This is a genomic window from Lolliginicoccus lacisalsi, from assembly GCF_014841105.1.
In the GTDB taxonomy this organism is placed as follows: domain Bacteria; phylum Actinomycetota; class Actinomycetes; order Mycobacteriales; family Mycobacteriaceae; genus Lolliginicoccus; species Lolliginicoccus lacisalsi.
This window is the reverse complement of record NZ_JACYWE010000006.1, coordinates 136,249-152,008: the sequence shown is the minus strand read 5'-3', so window position 1 is coordinate 152,008 and position 15,760 is coordinate 136,249. Positions and strand designations below refer to the sequence as shown.

The 15,760-nt window shown below is 67.7% G+C and carries 15 protein-coding genes; 4 read left to right on the top strand and 11 right to left on the bottom strand.

The genetic code is table 11. The features are described from left to right. The first annotated feature begins 192 nt into the window (after positions 1-192). Positions 193-591: a prolipoprotein diacylglyceryl transferase gene (locus HT102_RS11230; protein WP_192039517.1), complete on the top strand. Its 399-nt coding sequence runs from the start codon at positions 193-195 to the stop codon at positions 589-591. 10 nt (positions 592-601) lie between these two features. Here HT102_RS11230 and HT102_RS11225 read toward each other — a convergent pair whose 3' ends face one another. Beyond that, complete coding sequence (locus tag HT102_RS11225) at positions 602-2,590, bottom strand: cation:proton antiporter (protein ID WP_192039516.1); 1,989 nt, start codon at positions 2,588-2,590, stop codon at positions 602-604. A 199-nt stretch (positions 2,591-2,789) separates the two neighbouring features. Here HT102_RS11225 and HT102_RS11220 point away from each other — a divergent pair, with 199 nt between their 5' ends. Next, positions 2,790-3,566: an LLM class F420-dependent oxidoreductase gene (locus tag HT102_RS11220; RefSeq protein ID WP_192039515.1), complete on the top strand. Its 777-nt coding sequence runs from the start codon at positions 2,790-2,792 to the stop codon at positions 3,564-3,566. 42 nt (positions 3,567-3,608) lie between these two features. Here HT102_RS11220 and HT102_RS11215 read toward each other — a convergent pair whose 3' ends face one another. Genes HT102_RS11215 through HT102_RS11195 form a run of 5 tightly spaced genes read right to left on the bottom strand, consistent with a single transcriptional unit; the run spans position 3,609 to position 7,830 of the window. Then, entirely contained in the window at positions 3,609-4,394 is a 786-nt protein-coding gene (locus tag HT102_RS11215) for an alpha/beta fold hydrolase (protein WP_192039514.1), read from the bottom strand. 7 nt (positions 4,395-4,401) lie between these two features. Beyond that, a complete protein-coding gene (locus HT102_RS11210; protein ID WP_192039513.1) occupies positions 4,402-4,626 on the bottom strand; it encodes a hypothetical protein in 225 nt (74 codons plus the stop codon). Next, positions 4,626-5,510 carry a carbohydrate ABC transporter permease gene (locus tag HT102_RS11205; protein ID WP_192039512.1) on the bottom strand — a complete coding sequence of 295 codons (885 nt, stop codon included), beginning with the start codon at positions 5,508-5,510 and terminating at the stop codon, positions 4,626-4,628. The genes HT102_RS11210 and HT102_RS11205 overlap by 1 nt, the downstream gene beginning before the upstream one ends. Continuing rightward, positions 5,507-6,544: a carbohydrate ABC transporter permease gene (locus HT102_RS11200; protein WP_408611350.1), complete on the bottom strand. Its 1,038-nt coding sequence runs from the start codon at positions 6,542-6,544 to the stop codon at positions 5,507-5,509. The genes HT102_RS11205 and HT102_RS11200 overlap by 4 nt, the downstream gene beginning before the upstream one ends. Positions 6,545-6,570: 26 nt before the next feature. Beyond that, a complete protein-coding gene (locus tag HT102_RS11195; protein WP_192039511.1) occupies positions 6,571-7,830 on the bottom strand; it encodes an ABC transporter substrate-binding protein in 1,260 nt (419 codons plus the stop codon). A gap of 381 nt (positions 7,831-8,211) precedes the next feature. Here HT102_RS11195 and HT102_RS11190 point away from each other — a divergent pair, with 381 nt between their 5' ends. Then, positions 8,212-10,284, top strand: a complete 2,073-nt coding sequence (locus HT102_RS11190; RefSeq protein WP_192039510.1) for a PhoX family protein — start codon at positions 8,212-8,214, stop codon at positions 10,282-10,284. 124 nt (positions 10,285-10,408) lie between these two features. Here the strand turns inward: HT102_RS11190 and HT102_RS11185 are convergent, their stop codons facing one another. The 4 genes from HT102_RS11185 to HT102_RS11170 all read right to left on the bottom strand — a co-directional run bounded on the left by HT102_RS11185 (position 10,409) and on the right by HT102_RS11170 (position 14,545). Beyond that, complete coding sequence (locus HT102_RS11185; RefSeq protein ID WP_192039509.1) at positions 10,409-10,765, bottom strand: hypothetical protein; 357 nt, start codon at positions 10,763-10,765, stop codon at positions 10,409-10,411. Positions 10,766-10,893: 128 nt separating this feature from the next. Next, a complete protein-coding gene (locus tag HT102_RS11180) occupies positions 10,894-12,537 on the bottom strand; it encodes a flavin monoamine oxidase family protein (protein ID WP_192039508.1) in 1,644 nt (547 codons plus the stop codon). Beyond that, positions 12,534-13,295: a nitrilase-related carbon-nitrogen hydrolase gene (locus tag HT102_RS11175; RefSeq protein ID WP_192039507.1), complete on the bottom strand. Its 762-nt coding sequence runs from the start codon at positions 13,293-13,295 to the stop codon at positions 12,534-12,536. Before HT102_RS11175 ends, HT102_RS11180 begins: the two co-directional genes overlap by 4 nt. An 11-nt stretch (positions 13,296-13,306) precedes the next feature. Beyond that, positions 13,307-14,545 (bottom strand): heparan-alpha-glucosaminide N-acetyltransferase domain-containing protein, encoded by a 1,239-nt coding sequence (locus tag HT102_RS11170; RefSeq protein ID WP_192039506.1) that lies wholly within the window; start codon positions 14,543-14,545, stop codon positions 13,307-13,309. Between the two features lie 134 nt (positions 14,546-14,679). Between HT102_RS11170 and HT102_RS11165 the strand changes: the two genes are divergently transcribed. Further along, entirely contained in the window at positions 14,680-15,354 is a 675-nt protein-coding gene (locus HT102_RS11165; RefSeq protein ID WP_192039505.1) for an SDR family oxidoreductase, read from the top strand. Positions 15,355-15,383: 29 nt separating this feature from the next. Here HT102_RS11165 and HT102_RS11160 read toward each other — a convergent pair whose 3' ends face one another. Continuing rightward, a complete protein-coding gene (locus HT102_RS11160) occupies positions 15,384-15,704 on the bottom strand; it encodes a hypothetical protein (RefSeq protein ID WP_192039504.1) in 321 nt (106 codons plus the stop codon). Between the last annotated feature and the right edge of the window lie 56 nt (positions 15,705-15,760).

Genomic DNA, 15,760 nt, shown 5'->3' with positions numbered 1-15,760 from the left:
CGCGCCCAGCTCGAGGACTTCATCAGCAACTGATGCCGCGCCGGCGCAAGCTGGCCCAGCATGATCAGTGCCCCGGGAACCTCCATGGTTCCCGGGGCACTGCCGTTCCAGGGCCCCGGAAGCATGTTTGGATCCTGGACCCGCGGGGCATACCTTTCCTGACTCGATCTCGAGCTCATGGGAAGGACGATCATGAACAAGGACGCTCCACGCGACCCCGCAGACATCACCGGTGGGGATCAGATCGCCACGACACCAGAGGACGCGCGAGAGAACGTGGAGGCCGAGAGGCTCGCCTCTGACGACAGCACCGTTCCCGGCGAGGAGCAGCCACCCGCGGGCAGCCCCGAGGCCGCCGGCCAGTCCGCGTCGCAGCCCGCGGAGAGCGACGAGGCCGCGGACGAGGACGAGGACAGCGATGCCGCGGAATCGGACGAAGATTCCGTGATGGGGCAGCCCAGCGTGATGCCTGGAACCAACGGCGCCGTGGCCGGCACCGCCTTCTCGGACTACGTCGAGAATGACGAGACAGCCAACCGCAACCCTGCCGTCGCGAAGCAGCGCGAGACGAAGAAAGAGGAGTTCCGGTAGGCCACGCCCCTTACTCCCCCGCTTGCTCGACCTCGGCCGACACGCGTAGGGCAGCCTCGTCGGCGACCTGGCGCGAGAGCATCCCGGACTGCGCCATGTGATGGAGCTCCTCCACGATAGCGATTCGGCTGAGGGCCTTGGCCTGCCGTCGGCGCAGCACCCGCTCGTCGAGCGCGCTGCTAGTGCCCATGTCCTCGAGGGTCTCGCTGGCCCGCTCCTCCCAGTGGATGAAGAGATCCTTGGCGGCGTCGACATTGGCGACCTCGACGTTGGGCAACGTCTTGAACAGCTCTAGCTCCTCTGCCGCCTTGTGGGCGGCGAGGCGGCGAGCAGAGATCTCGATGTAGCTCACCTCGTGGAGGTCCTCGCCGAGCGGGGGCGGGAGCTTGCCAAGAGACCAGCGGTGCAGGCGCGCGTACCACGGCAGGCGGGCGCGCCGCGCATCGTCGATGCGCAGGCTCCCGCTATCGCCCTCCTCGATCTCGTCGTCGATCTCCTGCATGAGAGTGCGGGTGGCGATGGGCGGGAGGAGGCCAGCGTCGCTGAGGTTCTGGTAGGTCTCGCGCTCGATATGCAGGCCACGCAGCATGAGCACGTTGATCTGTTCCTCCCCGCTGAGATCGGTGCGGTTGAGCTGATCGCGGGCATCGGCCTCGGCGACATCGAGGTGGGCGGCGACGAGATCATCGTGGAAGTTGAGGTCGTCGAGCTTGTCGCGGGCCGCGCGGACGCCCACCATGCGGCCGAGCGATTCGAGGTACTCGTCGGTGCGGCTGGGCTTGTCGAGGCCGAGCGCGTGCACGACGAACGAGATCGTTGTGGCGTTGACCAGCAGCGTGGCCAGGACCACGCCACCGGTCATGGCGATGAACTCATCGCGCCATTCGAGCTCTCCGGGCAACGAGAGGGCGAGCGCGAGAGCGACGCCACCGCGCAGCCCGCCCCAGACCACGACCGCGGAATTGCGGTTGCCGACCTTGGGGATGCGGGCGAGCCGCTCGAGGGTGATGACGACCGGGATGACCCCGAGGGGCCGGGAGATGAGCACGGCGGCGAGGCCGACGAGGATCGCTAGGAGGTTCTCGCGGAGGATGTCGAAGTCGAGAGCGATGCCAATGAAGAGGAAGAGCAGCGCGTTGGCCATGTACCCGAGCGATTCCCACAGCTCGCGGAGCAGATCGCGGGCGGCATGCTGGGCCCGGCTCTCCAGGAGTCCACCGACGGTGATTCCCGCGGCGACCGCCGCCATGACACCGGACGCCTCGAGAATGGCCTCGGCGAAGACGAAGGAGCCGTAGGCGACCGCGATGGACATGGCGGCCGCGGCAAGCCGGTCGAGGAAGGGCAGCAGCATCACCGCGAGCGTGCCGACGATGGCGCCGGTGAGGATGCCGCCAGCCACCACGATGACGAAGTCGGTGATACCGGCACCAACGGAGAGCGTGCCGGTTACCGCCGCCACGGCGAGGATGTTGTAGAGCACGATGGCGACGCCGTCGTTGAGCAGGCTCTCGCCCTCGACGAGGGTGAGCAGCCGCTTGGGGACGCCGAGCTCGCGGAAGATCGCGACGACCGCGACGGGATCCGTGGCGGAGATGAGCACGCCGAAGAGCAACGCGGCGAGGATCGGCGTGCCGAGCACCGCGGTGAGGCTGAGCCCGACCACCGTCGCGGAGATGACGAGCGCGGCCGAGGCGAGGGCACTGATCGCGAGCAGGTTTCGCATGAACTCGCGGGTGGAGAGCCCGAGCGCCGCCTCGAAGATCAGGATCGGCAGGAACAGGTTGATGAGCAGTTCCTTGAACCCATCGCCGGTGAGGAAGTCGGAGACTACCAGGTCGGCGCCCATCTCCGTGGCGAGGAGTCCCGCGACGGCGAGGACGATGGTGAGCTGGATATGCGCTCGCCGGGTGACCAGGCTGATCAGTACAGCGGCGCCGAGGAGGAGCGACACCTCAAGGAGCGCGGTGGGGAGATTCTCGACCAGCTCATGGGGCATGGTTCACCTCGGGTTACGCCGTTGTTGATCTAACGGTGCTCCTCAAGATCATCCGGTGTCAATACCGGAAGCTCTGGACGAGGTGCCATGGGCGCCGCCACGCCACCACGGCGAGGAACACCCCACAGCGGGCACCACGAACCAGGAGAATGCCACCATGGGGCTGCGCTACGGCGTGACCGCTGCCACACTAGATTCCATGCAGCGACCGATACGCATTGGCGTGCAGCTCCAGCCCCAGCACGCGCCCGATTACGCGCTCATCCGCGATGCCGTCCTGCGCGTGGAGGACGCCGGTGCCGACGTCGTGTTCAACTGGGACCACTTCTTCCCGCTCTACGGCGACCGCGATGGACCGCACTTCGAATGCTGGACCATGCTCGCCGCCTGGGCCGAGCAGACCGAGGCCATCGAGTTCGGCGCGCTAGTGACCTGCAACAGCTACCGCAACCCCGAGCTGCTCGCCGACATGGCTCGCACCGTCGATCACGTCTCGGGCGGGCGCCTCATCCTCGGCATCGGCTCCGGCTGGTTCGAGCGCGACTACACAGAGTACGGATACGACTTCGGCACCAAGGGGTCCCGCCTCAAGGACCTCGCGGCAAGCCTCCCGCGCATCGAGAAGCGCCTCGCCCGGCTCAATCCTGCGCCGACCCGCGACATCCCTATGCTGATCGGCGGCGGTGGAGTGCGCAAGACCCTTCGCCTCGTTGCCCAGCATGCGGGGATCTGGCACTCGTTCGGGGACGCCGAGACCTTCGCCCGCAAGTCGGGGGTGCTGGCCGAGCATTGCGCTGACGTCGGCCGCGACCCCGCCGAGATCGAGCGCTCCATCCAGCTGCCCGAGGACATCAACGATGCCCGCGAGTACGTCGACGCTGGCGCCTCGCTGTTCACCATCCCGGTCAACGGCCCCGACTATGACCTCACGCCCGTGATCAAGGCGATCGCCTGGCGGGACAGCATCAACGGCTAGCGGCCGAGGCCGGGGCACACGCGCGGCCGAGGCCGGGGCACGCTACCCGCGCGAACTGCCCTCGAGCAGGATCCTGCTGATCTCGCGGGGATCATCGATCATGGGAACGTGCCCCGCCCAGGGCAGCACGATGAGCCGCGCCTCGGGGAAGACCTTCCGCACGCCAGCTATCTCGTAGATCGGCAGCATGAGGTCCCCCCCGCCCCACTCCACGGTGATCGGGATGGCGTGATCCACCGGCGGGGTGATGCTCCAGTCCGCGCCCTGGATCGCATCGATCATGGTGTTGGTCTTCAGTGATTCCAGGTCCCGCGCCGCTTCCAGCGGGTTGATGCGCCAGGGCCTGCCGAAGAAGACCCCGAGCGCGGCGCTGCGGACAAGCGGGGTGCGCAGCGCCGGGGCGCCGACCGGGCCGATCACGCGGGCGGCGGCGCGGAGTCCGAGGAAAGTCCGCGTCGCGCGCTCCTGGTCGAGGTCGTTGACGAAGAACCCGCCGGGCGAGAGCGCGGTGGCGGAGGCCACGACACCCCGCGCGGCCAGCTCCAGCGAGAGCCATCCACCGAGGGAGTTGCCGGCCACGTGGACCTTCTCCCCCGCCGGGGCAATGGAGGGCAGGAAGTCCTCCACCACATCCGCGAGGGTCTGCAGAATGCGATCCGAGGCAGGGAGCTGCGGCGAATCGCCGTGGCTCGGCAGGTCCACGGTGACCACGCGGCGCTCGCGGGCGAGCCGGTCCACCAAGGGATTCCAGGCGCGCCGGTTGTGGACGATTCCGTGCAGGAGCACCAGGGTGGGGCCGGAACCTGTGACGCGATATGCGAGATCCATTTCTCGATTATCCCTGTGACGTGAAGGCAGCGGGCGCTGGGTCCGCGAGGCGGCGCCATTTCCGGTAGGCGGTGAGGAAAAGAGTGGCGCAGACGAGCAGGAGCAAGGACGGACCGAGCCCGGTCTCGCCCTGGACAATCCCGACGATAGTGCTGATCAGGGTGATGGCGGTGAAGAATCCGGTGAAGCCCAGCATGATCTCGAGGCGCTGGCGGAGGGCGATCGGGTGCATCAGTTCTTGACCCCGCCGGCGGTGAGGCCAGAGACGATGCGCCGCTGGAAGATCAGGACCATGATGACGAGCGGAATGGTCACGAGCGTTCCGGCGGCCATGATCGCGGCGTAGGGCTGCACGAAGGGATCGTCGCCGCCGAAGCGCGCGATCGCCACGGTGACAGGCTCGGTGGCGCGGTTGGAGAGCAGGCTGGCGAGGAGGAACTCGTTCCAGGTGATGATGAACGCGAGGATCGCCGAGGTGAATAGTGCTGGCGCGGCGAGCGGCAGGATGACGATGCGGAACGCTTGCGCGCGGGTGGCGCCGTCGACGCGCGCTGCTTCCTCGAGCTCCCAGGGCAGGTCCCCGAAGAACGAGGTGAGGGTGTAGACGGTGAGGGGCAGCACGAAGGAGATGTTGGGGATCACGAGCGCCTGGTAGGTGCCGATCCAACGGAGGTCCGTGAAGAGCTGGAACAGTGGTGTCACCAGCGCGACGACGGGAAACATGGAGGCGCCGAGGATGACCCCGGTGACGATGTACTTGCCGCGGAACTCGAGGCGGGCGAGCGCATAGGCGGTGAAGATGCCGAGCCCGAGGGCGATCAGCGTGGTGGCGGTGCCGATGATGAGGCTGTTGATGATCGCGCCAAGGAAGTCGTTGCCGGCCCGGGTGGAGAGCGCGTTGCGGAAGTTCTCGAGGGTCAGGTTCGTGGGCCACGGGGTGGTGCTGAAGGTGAACCGGAGGTCGCGGAAGGCGGTGACCATCATCCAGTAGAACGGCGCGAGCCCCCACACGAGGATGACAGCGACTCCGGCATAGGTGCGCAGGGACTGCGAGCGGCGCCGGCGCGCGGCTGTTGCCCGGGAGGACACGACGGCCTCGCTGGAGCGTGGCATCATGTCCCCTTCCGCTGGGTTTCCTGAGTGCGGATGGCATTGGCGCCCAGCCATTTCACCATGATGAACGCGACGGCGAAGATCATGAGGAACACGAGCGTGGATAGCGCGGAGGCACTGTTGAAGCTGCCTTGCCGGATGTCGGCCACCACCAGGATGGATACGGTGGTCGTCGGCGAGGCGCCGCCCGCGCCGTGGAGGATGGCAGGCAGGTCATACATGCGCAGGACGTCGAGCGTGCGGAAGAGGACCGCGACCATCAGCGCGGGCCTGACCAGGGGCAGCGTGATCTGGGTGAAGCGTTGCCAGGTGTTGGCGCCGTCGACCTTGGCTGCCTCGTAGACGTCCTTGGGGATCATCTGCAGGCCGGCGAGGATGAGCAACGCCACGAATGGGGTGGTCTTCCACACGTCGGAGATGATGACGGCGAAACGGGCGGGCCAGTCCTCGGTGAGCCAACCGATGCGGCGGCCCAGGATCTGGTTGGCGATGCCCTGGTCGGCGAAGATGAAGAACCAGAGCTTGGCGGTGACGGCGGTGGGGATGGCCCACGGGATGAGCACGCTGGCACGCAGGAGCGAGCGGCCCGCGAAGGTCCGCGCCATGATGATGGCCATCCAGAAGCCCAGCACCACCTCGATCGTCACTGTGACAATGGCGAAGAAGAAGGTGATGCCGACCGATTCCCAGAAGTTGGAGCACAGGGTGCCGGGCGGGCACGCGATCGTCTCGCCGAGGGAGTTGGTGGTCTGCTGCAGGATCCACTTCGTATAGTGCGCGAATCCCGCGAAGCCCCCATCGACGAAGCGGCCGGTCGCCTGATCGAATCCCTGGTCCGCCTGGAATGACAGGTAGATGGCCCGGATCACAGGGTAGGCGATGACGATGGCAAGGATCGCCATGGTGGGGGCGATCAGGTAGACCGGTCGCCAGTCCCGCTTCCTCCGTGCCGGCGCCCCCGGAGCAGGCTTGCTGCGCCGCGAACCAGCCAGCACGGGGCCGGGAACATCGTCCCCGGCCCCTGCTGATCGAGCCAATCCCTTGTCTCCTTGGGCGTCGGGGGTCAGCGGCCCGCGGCGTCGATCGCGGCCTGCATGTTGGCGATGGCCTCGTCGACGGTGGCGTCACCGTTGATCGCTGCATAGGCGTTGTCGCGCACTGCCTTCGAGATCGCCTCGTAGAACGGGGTCACCGGACGCGGCTTGGCGTTCTCGAGGGATTCCTTGAGCACCGGGAGGTAGGGGTACTCCTCGGCGAGCGCGGAATCATCGTAGATGGAAGCGAGCACTGGAGGGAACGCCGCCTCCATGAACTGCCGCTGGCTCTCCTCGTTCTGGATGTACGCGATGAAGTCCCGCGCGGTGGCCTTGTTCTCGGAGAACACGTTGATGGCGTTGTTGTAGCCACCGAGCGTCGAGGTGCCGATGCCATCCTCGCCGGGCAGCGGCGCGATGCCGAAGCTATCGGCGACGTTGGATTCTTCCGCGGCCGCGTTGGCATACATGTAGGGCCAGTTGCGGGCGTACAGGGCGTCGCCCTCGACGAAGTTGAGGTTGGTCTCTTCCTCGGTGAAGCCGGTGGCGCGCTTGGGGATCACGCCGTTGTTGAACGCGTCGACGAGGGTCTGGAGGGCGGCGCGCACCTCGGGAGTGTCCACTGCCGGGGTCTGGCCGTCGTCGCCAACGATGTCGCCACCGAAGGCGTTGATCGCCTCGGAAGCGTTGACCGTGAGCCCCTCGTAGTTGCTGAACTGGCCGATGTAGCAGTCGATGCCGGCGTCGAACGCGGCACCGCAGGAATCGGACATCTCGGCCCAGGTGGTGGGGGCCTGATCGACGAGGTCGGTGCGGTAGTACAGCAGCGCGCCGTTGGTGTTCTGCGGGCCAGCGTAGAGGGTATCGCGGTAGGTGGCGCTCTCCACCGTCGCGGGCAGCAGCCCGGAGGTGTCGAGCTCGAGCTCGTCCACGAGCGGCTGCGCCCAGCCGTTGGCAGCGAACTCGGCGGTCCACACCACATCGAGGGCCATCACGTCATACTGGCCGTCCTGCGCCTGGAGGCTCTGGACCAGGGCGTTGCGCTGATCGTCCGCGGAGCCGGGCAGTTCCGCGAAGGTCACTTCCTCCTCGGGGTTCTCGGCGTTCCAGCGCTCGATCACCTCGAGGACGACGGCGGCGTCGTGCTTGCCCATCGCGAAGGTGATCGGGCCACGCCCGTCGAGGTTCTGCTCCGCGGCCTGGTCCGCGCTCAATGGGTTGGAGCAACCGGTCAGCACCAAGGCTCCGGCCGCTGCGGCGGCAAGTAGCGCGCGCGGGATGTAGGACATCTACTACTCCAGTTCTGCGACGCCCGATCAGCGGGGCGTGTTCCGTCACGTTCGTGTTGCTGGCGCCCCACGTCGAAGGGGACCAGCACCGTCGGGAACAGTGTGCCTGCTCCTCGCGCGCAAACCTGGCATTTCGATCTCGAATCGGCGTCGATGCGGGTTGCGATTGCAACACGCGCCCCTTTCGCTCGACTTGCCCGAATAGCCCTTGCGAGCCGTTTACCTGCTGTTCCGGGGGCTTCGGCCGCCATGCAGCGATGCTTGGCCAGCGTTCGCCGGACGTTCATCGCCACCCTGCCTGCCGCTCACCTCGTGTCCCTAGCGTCCCAGTGGAGTAGCCCTCAGGAACGTCACGCCAGCCCTGCCTCAAGGAGACCCGTAGTGAAGCTCCAGCCCTTGTCCCTCTTCGTCAAGCATGATGGGCAGTCCGCCCGCTCCCACGCGACCTGCGTCTACCGGTGCGGTGACGCATGTTCCCAAGAGGTCCCCAACACCTCCGGCAACGAGTACTTCGGCGACGTGGTGCGCGCGGCGGTGACCCGCCGCCGGGTGCTGCACGGTGGCGCGGTCGCCGCCCTCGGCATCGGCGCCAGCACCGTCCTCGCCGCCTGCGGCACCAGTGATTCCGCGACGGGCGCGCAGGCCAGCGCCTCCCCCACCAGTAGCGGTGGCTCCGAGCTGCCGCCTCCGCCCCGCGGCCTCGACTTCGAGCCCGTGCCCCCGAACACCGAGGATGCGGTGCGCGTGCCCAGCGGATACTCCAGCGATGTGGTGATCCGCTGGGGCGATCCCGTGCTCGACGGCGCGCCCGCGTGGGACTTCTCCAACCAGAACGCCGAGGCGCAGGAGCAGCAGTTCGGCTACAACAACGATTTCGCTGGCCTGCTGCCCATCGAGGGCTCCCCCAACGACCATCTGCTCGTCGTCAGCCACGAGTACACCAACGAGCCGGCCATGTTCCCCGGCTACGACGAGGAGAACCCCACCGAGGAGCAGGTCCGCACCGCTTGGGCCGCGCACGGCATCTCTGTGGTCAAGGTCCGGGGCAACGCCGGCGACGGCCGCCTCGTCCCAGCTGGCTCGGAGTACAACCGGCGCCTGACCGTCACCTCCGAGTTCCGGCTCGTGGGTCCCGCAGCGGGCAGCGACCTCGTGCGCACCAGTGCCGACCCCTCCGGAACGATCGTGCGCGGCACGCTGAACAACTGCGCGGGCGGCGTCACCCCATGGGGCACCATCCTGTCCGGCGAGGAGAACTTCAACCAGTATTTTGGCAACTCCGACCAGGTAGCCGAGGAGCCCGCGGCAACTCGCCTCGCGCGCTACGGCATGCCCGAGGGCGCATCGCGCCGCGCCTGGGAGCGATTCGACTCGCGCTTCGATGTCCCCAGCGAGCCGAACGAGCCCAACCGCTTCGGCTACATCGTCGAGATCAACCCGTGGGATCCCGCGTCCACCCCGGTCAAGCACACCGCGATGGGCCGGTTCAAGCATGAGGGCGCCACCATCCATGTCACCGACGACGGCTCGGTGATCGCCTACATGGGCGATGACGAGCGCTTCGACTACATCTACAAGTTCGTCTCGGCGAAGAAGATCCAGCAGGGCAACGGCGCCGCAGCGATGCGCCACAACATGACCATCCTCGACGAGGGCACCCTCTACGTCGCTCGCTTCGACGGCAACTCCCCAGCCAGCGAGATCGACGGGTCCGGCTCGCTGCCCGGCGACGGCGCCTTCGACGGAACCGGCACCTGGATCCCGCTGCTCCGCGCCACTGCTGACGGTGCCGAATCGCTCATCGATGGCTTCACTGCCGACGAGGTCGCGGTGTTCACCCGCCTCGCCGCGGACGAGGCCGGCGCGACCAAGATGGACCGTCCCGAGGACATCGAGGCAAGCCCCCGCACTGGCAAGGTGTACTGCGCCCTGACGAACAACTCACGGCGCGGCGTCGATGACAATCCCCGTGTGGATGAGGCCAATCCGCGCAACGAGAACAAGAACGGCCAGATCATCGAGATCACCGACGACCACACCGGCACCAGCCTCACGTGGAACCTGCTGCTGGTGTGCGGCGATCCCGCGACCGCCGATACCTACTACGGTGGGTTCGACAAGGAGCAGGTCTCCCCCATCTCCTGCCCCGACAACGTCGCGTTCGATCCGGACGGCAACCTGTGGATCTCCACCGACGGCAACGCGCTCGGCGCCAACGACGGACTGTTCTCCGTGGTGCTCGATGGCCCGCGCCGCGGTGAGACGCGCCAGTTCCTGTCGGTGCCGGTCGGCGCGGAGACCTGCGGACCCATTATCACCGAGAACCGCTACATCGTGTGCGTGCAGCATCCCGGCGAGCTCGATGACGCGACGATCGAGAATCCCGCCTCGCACTGGCCCGAGGGCGGCGACGCGCAGCCTCGCTCGGCAGTCGTGGTGGCCTGGAAGGCCTAGCCGCTGTTCGTGGTGTGCCCGGGTGGCGAGTGTGCCTGGGTGGCGAGTGTGCGATATACGACAGCTTTCGTCGCTAGACCTGTCGTTCCTCGCACACTCGCCGGGCCGCTAGACCACGGGCCGCCTATTGCGGGCCCCGGGTCTCCGTGGCGAGCTGCTGGTGGATGGGCAGCCATCCGCTCTCCCCGAAGCAGGTGGCGAACGAGGGCATGCCCACGGGCATCCACGGCCCCTCCACCCGCACGGTGGTGAACCCGTGGCTGCTGCCACCGAACTGCGGGAACACCTCGCGCACGCAGTCCATGACGAGCCGGTGCTCACCGAACCCCTCGAAGCACAGCGACAGGCCCGCGACCCCCATGGGAAGCTGGTTGCAGTTCACGGGCTGGGCCGATGCCGTTCCCGCGCCAGCGGCTAGCGCGGCCGCAGTGAGGGCCGCACCGCATGTCGCGGTCGCGAGAACACGCTTGATCCCGTTCATCAGTATTCACACCTTCCGGGTGTCATCGAAGCTTTGGCGTCCCGCGCGATTTCCGGGGACGCGTTGATCGTGGCATACCACCTGCGCCCCGCCACCTGGGATTTGCCGGACTGTGACCTGCTGCCGGACTAGCTGCCGAGCACGAGCGGGGCGAGCTCGTCGAATACGTCGCCCGGGCCCGGATTGCCGGAGCAAGCACGGCCGCCGAGCTGCCGCTGCACGGCCCACACCGCATTCAGCGCGGTCGTGACGGCGCCCTCGGCCCACCCGGCGGTGAATGAGATGTCGTCCCCGGCCAAGTAGATGCCTCGATGCTGCGGCGCGATGGAGTCCTGCATGAAATGCGTGAACAACCGCTGCTGGTAGCGGTAGTGGCCGGGCAGGTTGTTCTTGAACGCTCCCATGAAGTTGGGGTCGCTCTCCCAGGAGACGGTGATCGGCTCTCCCCGGATGTGGGCGGCGATATCGACATCGGGATAGATCATGCGTAGCGAGTGCAGCATGAGGCGCACCCGCTCGGCCGGATCGAGCGCCAGCCACTTGAGCGCGTCATCGTTCCAGGTGTAGCTCAGGCAGATCGTGGCGGGACCGTTCGGCTGGTCCTCGAGGAGGGAGGTGGCGCGAGTGAGTCGATCGGTGAGGGTCATGCTCATCGCGTGCTGCCCCGTCCCCGGGTGGATGTCGCGCCAGAAGGGGCGATCGACGGTCACGAAGGTCTTGGAGGATTGCATGTAGTGGCTGCGTTCCATCGCGGACCACAAGTCGTGGTGGAAGAGGCCCTCGTCGCAGTCGATGCGCGCGGACAGCAGCCAGGTCTGGCAGGTCACGATCACGGCCGCGTAAGACGCTGTGTTGCCCAGCATGTCGGTGACAGCGATCTCGCCGCGCGCGTCGCGGTGGATGCGCCGTGCCCCCATCCGTGGTCCGCCGGGATGCACTGTCGCCACCGAGGTTCCCGCTGGCCAGTGGGCGGATTCGCCGAGCGGAAGCCGCCAGATGGCCCGGGGCAGCGCATCGGCTCCGGCGACTATGCGATGGTGGTCCTCGTCGGCCCCGGTGAGGACGACGCGCAGTACCTCGAGGATGGAGTTGGGGAAGTCGGTGTCCCATCCGCCGGTGCCGAATCCCACCTGGCCAAACATTTCCCGGTAGCGGAATGGCTGCTCGGCGAATCCTGGCGCGCGGGCGAGGAACCCGTAGAAGGACTCGTCGTCGAGCCGCGCCACCATCGGGTTCCACAGGTCCTTGATGGCGTGGTGGTCACGCTGCGCTATCGCCGCGCGCAGCGCGTCCCCATTGGCGGCGCGAAGGCATTGCTCCCAGCAGCGCGAGACCTCGTGGAACAGGGGCGGCAGGTCGGCGGCGGTCCGCGCATAGTGCCGCTCTCCCCCGAGCTCGATCACGGTGCTGGGCGTCGCGGGAGCGAGGGGGTTCGGAAAGGGTGCTGTGCGCAGTCCAGCTTGGTCGATGTAGTGGAACAGCGCACGACTGGACCGGGGGAAGCGCATGGCCCCGAGGTCCGCGGGCGGCGCTGGGGAGTCCGGGAACCGGGCGGTGCGCATGCGGCCCCCGAGGGCCGCGGACTCGTAGACCACAGGACGCGCGCCGAGCTTGAGCAGCTCGTGGGCACAGATGACTCCCGCGAGCCCGCCCCCGATGATCGCCACCGGCGTGCCGTGAGCGTCGGCAGGCAGGCTTCCGAGGCCTGCCGGGTGCGCAAGATAGGTGTCATACGAGAAGGGGAAGTCAGGCACCAGCATCGACATGCTCATGGGAGGTCCTGCAGGTAGGTGTTGATCGCGCGCCCAGCACGTGCCGCGGCGATGTCGATGGCGTGCACCGCGAGCACTGGCTCCGTCCCGGCACGCATCAGGGTGCCGAGCGGTCCGGTGACCGTGCTCTGCCCGATGTATTCGGGGCGGGCATAGTTCGCGTAGGCGATATGCATTTGATTCTCGATCGACCGGGCAGGAACGATCACCTTGGGCACCTGTTCGGACACCTGACCGGTCACTCCTTCGGTCAGGGCAGTGGGCACGCACATGAGGTCGGCTCCCGCGCGAGCTGCTGCGCGAGCGAGCGCGGGGAACTCGATCTCGTAGCAGAGGGCAAGCCCGATCCGCGCACCAGCGAGCTCTACCACGCCCGTGGGCTCGCTACCCGCCTCGAAGCTCGCCGCCTCTGCCGCGCCAAAGAGGATTCGCTTGCGGTGATGCATCAGGGCCTGGCCCCCAGCGAGCAATGTCACTGTGATGAATCGGCGTCCGTCCGCGAGCTCGGGCGTGGATACCACGAGCGCGACCCCAGCATCCGCGCTGATCCGGGCGGCGGCCTCCCTCAGCCACTCCCCCTCGGCCGCATGGCGCGCGGCCCACGCCGGCTCGTAACGGGTAAGCATCAGCTCGGGCGTCACCAGGATGTCCGCATGGAGGCGGGCAGCCTGCTCCGCCAGCGACCGAAGCATCGCGACATTCAGATCCAGCTCAGCGCTCAACGCCGACGCGGCAACCTGCGCGATCCCGACTCGCATGCGGCACCTCCCTATCTATTGTCGGTGATCCGCCCAGCGATCGCGCGGGAACCCGCCGTCATCATGCGCTCGAGCGGTCCCCTTCCCGCCCAGCGTGACCACGCGACTGCCACCACCACCGGCACGATCAGGAACAGTGCGAACTGGGTCATGTCCAGTGTCAGCACGCCCAGCACCATCAACAGACCGATAGCGAGGATATGCCCGACATAGATGGTCAACGGCATTCGCCCGACCGCCGCGATGGGCGCGACGACGCGCGGGAGCCAGCGGGCCACCAGCAAGGACGCCCCAATGAGCAGCACCGCCACTCCCCCGCTGCCGACGATCTCGAAGCTCGTGCCCGAGTGCGGATCGTCCACGAGCAGCCAGCGCCAATCAGTGGCGTAGACCGCGCCGGGAAAGCCAGTGCGCGCCAGCTCATCGAGCATGCCCGCGCCCATGCCCGGGCTCGTCTCCTCCATCGCAGCGATGAGCGCGTCACGCGCGCCCGCCGTCAGGGCGAGCGCCGAGCCTCCATAGCCGATCGTGGCGAGTGCAGCGCCCGCGAGGAAGAGCTTCCAGCCGGCATCCCGCCGATCCAATCCCCATCGACCCAATGCCAGGCCCAGCAGCAGGAAGGGGACCCACGTCAATACCGGGTAGGTGCCGTCGATGAATGTCATCCGCAGGCCCGCCACCAACGAGCCTGGATCAAGCAGATCCAGCGCGGTCAGGGTGCCGCCCAGCGTGTCGGTCTCTGGCAGGATAGCGCCACGCAGGACGAAGGAGATGACGGGCGCGACCAGCGCCCACGCCAGCGCGGTCCCGGCAAGGCGGCGCCAGCTCCACGCCAGCACGGGCAGCGCCAGCAGGAAAAGCACCGCGTAGGTGATCAGGATGACCAGGACGTGGCTCGGAACGACCGCGAGCAGCATGCCCAGAACCAGGAGCATCCCCCCGCGCACCGCGATCGATACCCGGTCGCGGCGCAATCGCGTGCCCACGTGGATCCGCTGGCCGCCCGAGAGCAGAGCCAGTGACACGCCCGCGAGTACCGCGAACAGGATCGATGACCTGCCACTGAACAACGCGTTCACGTCCGGGCTGACCGCGAACATGCCCGTATGCACCACGATCATGCCCAGGACGGCGAGGCCTCGCGCGAGATCGATCCCGGTCAGGCGCGGGAGGACATCACCACCTAATCCAGGTGGCACGGTGGGTTCTGGAGCGCGCGTCGGTGGCTCGTCATATCGGTAGCGTGGCATGCGTGCAACGCTAGGGAAAGTCGGACCTGGCCTCATCGGACCACGGACGGAATCCCGCATCAGACCACGGGAGGACATCTGTCCCGCTGGCCCCGCTGTGCTTGCTGGGCAATTCCAGCGGATAGCCTGTAGGCATGCCGACTGCATTGATCACTGGAGCGAGCCGTGGCCTTGGTGCCGCGATCGCCCAGGAGCTCGAGTCCACGCACCGGATCCTGCTGGGCGGTCGCGATGAGGCAGCACTACAGCCGCTCGCCGACCACCTGCCCGACGCGGACCCGTGGACCGTCGACCTCACCGACCGTGCCGCGGTCTCCGAGGCAGCGAGCACCGTGAAGTCGCTCGACGTGCTGGTGCACAACGCGGGCATGGCCGAGATCGGCAGCATCCGCGACACTCCCCTGTCGGTGTGGGAGAGCACGCTCGAGGTGAACCTGCTGGCGATCGTGCACCTGACGCGAGAGCTATTGCCAGCGCTACGGCTGGCTGGCGGGCATGTCGTGCTCATCAACTCGGGTGCTGGCCTGCGCGCCAATGCAGGCTGGTCCGCTTATGCCGCGTCCAAGTTCGCGCTGCGCGCCTTCGCTGATGCCTTGCGGCTCGAGGAGCCCGCGCTGCGGGTCACGTCCATCTTCCCCGGCCGGATCGATACCGATATGCAGCGGTCGATCGTCGCGACCGAGGGCCGCGAGTACGAGCCCGACGAGTTCCTCCGCCCCGCAACGGTCGCGCAGGCCGTGGCCCACGCGATCCGGATGCCTCGGGATGGTCATCCCACCGAGGTCGTGCTGCGGCCCAAGCGCACATAGGGCGCTGGCGGCACGGCGGGGTGCACGGGTCAGAAGAGCGGGGTCAGCCCGATCCCGCTGTGCACGTCGACGGGCCCGCTGGTCCCGGGCACGCACACGACCGTGACGCCACCCGCGCCCTCGATCAACGGTGGCAGCAGGATCTTCGGGATGATCGTCCACGGTCCTACCGGGAGTCCCTGCGGGGCCGTGCGGCAGAACTGGCCAGGCGCGTTGACCTCGACCGCGGTGGCAATTCCCAGGTCCCAGGCGGTGACCGCGGGGCTCGCGGTCGCGGCGGACGTGCCGAGCAGGGCCAGCGGGAGGGCGAGGGCCATCGTGCCGGCCGCGCGCGCGAGGATCGTTCTCATCGGGCTGCCATTCGCATGCGGGATGCCCTGGCGGCGCCGATGATTCGACGCGCACA

What these genes read in the sequence shown, in the direction of transcription:
- HT102_RS11210 (WP_192039513.1), bottom strand. Translation starts at nt 4,626, where the DNA reads ATGCACCCGATCGCCCTCCGCCAGCGCCTCGAGATCATGCTGGGCTTC.
- HT102_RS11160 (WP_192039504.1), bottom strand. Translation starts at nt 15,704, where the DNA reads ATGAGAACGATCCTCGCGCGCGCGGCCGGCACGATGGCCCTCGCCCTC.
- HT102_RS11165 (WP_192039505.1), top strand. Translation starts at nt 14,680, where the DNA reads ATGCCGACTGCATTGATCACTGGAGCGAGCCGTGGCCTTGGTGCCGCG.
- HT102_RS11215 (WP_192039514.1), bottom strand. Translation starts at nt 4,394, where the DNA reads ATGGATCTCGCATATCGCGTCACAGGTTCCGGCCCCACCCTGGTGCTC.
- HT102_RS11175 (WP_192039507.1), bottom strand. Translation starts at nt 13,295, where the DNA reads ATGCGAGTCGGGATCGCGCAGGTTGCCGCGTCGGCGTTGAGCGCTGAG.
- HT102_RS11230 (WP_192039517.1), top strand. Translation starts at nt 193, where the DNA reads ATGAACAAGGACGCTCCACGCGACCCCGCAGACATCACCGGTGGGGAT.
- HT102_RS11205 (WP_192039512.1), bottom strand. Translation starts at nt 5,510, where the DNA reads ATGATGCCACGCTCCAGCGAGGCCGTCGTGTCCTCCCGGGCAACAGCC.
- HT102_RS11185 (WP_192039509.1), bottom strand. Translation starts at nt 10,765, where the DNA reads ATGAACGGGATCAAGCGTGTTCTCGCGACCGCGACATGCGGTGCGGCC.
- HT102_RS11180 (WP_192039508.1), bottom strand. Translation starts at nt 12,537, where the DNA reads ATGAGCATGTCGATGCTGGTGCCTGACTTCCCCTTCTCGTATGACACC.
- HT102_RS11170 (WP_192039506.1), bottom strand. Translation starts at nt 14,545, where the DNA reads ATGCCACGCTACCGATATGACGAGCCACCGACGCGCGCTCCAGAACCC.
- HT102_RS11220 (WP_192039515.1), top strand. Translation starts at nt 2,790, where the DNA reads ATGCAGCGACCGATACGCATTGGCGTGCAGCTCCAGCCCCAGCACGCG.
- HT102_RS11195 (WP_192039511.1), bottom strand. Translation starts at nt 7,830, where the DNA reads ATGTCCTACATCCCGCGCGCGCTACTTGCCGCCGCAGCGGCCGGAGCC.
- HT102_RS11225 (WP_192039516.1), bottom strand. Translation starts at nt 2,590, where the DNA reads ATGCCCCATGAGCTGGTCGAGAATCTCCCCACCGCGCTCCTTGAGGTG.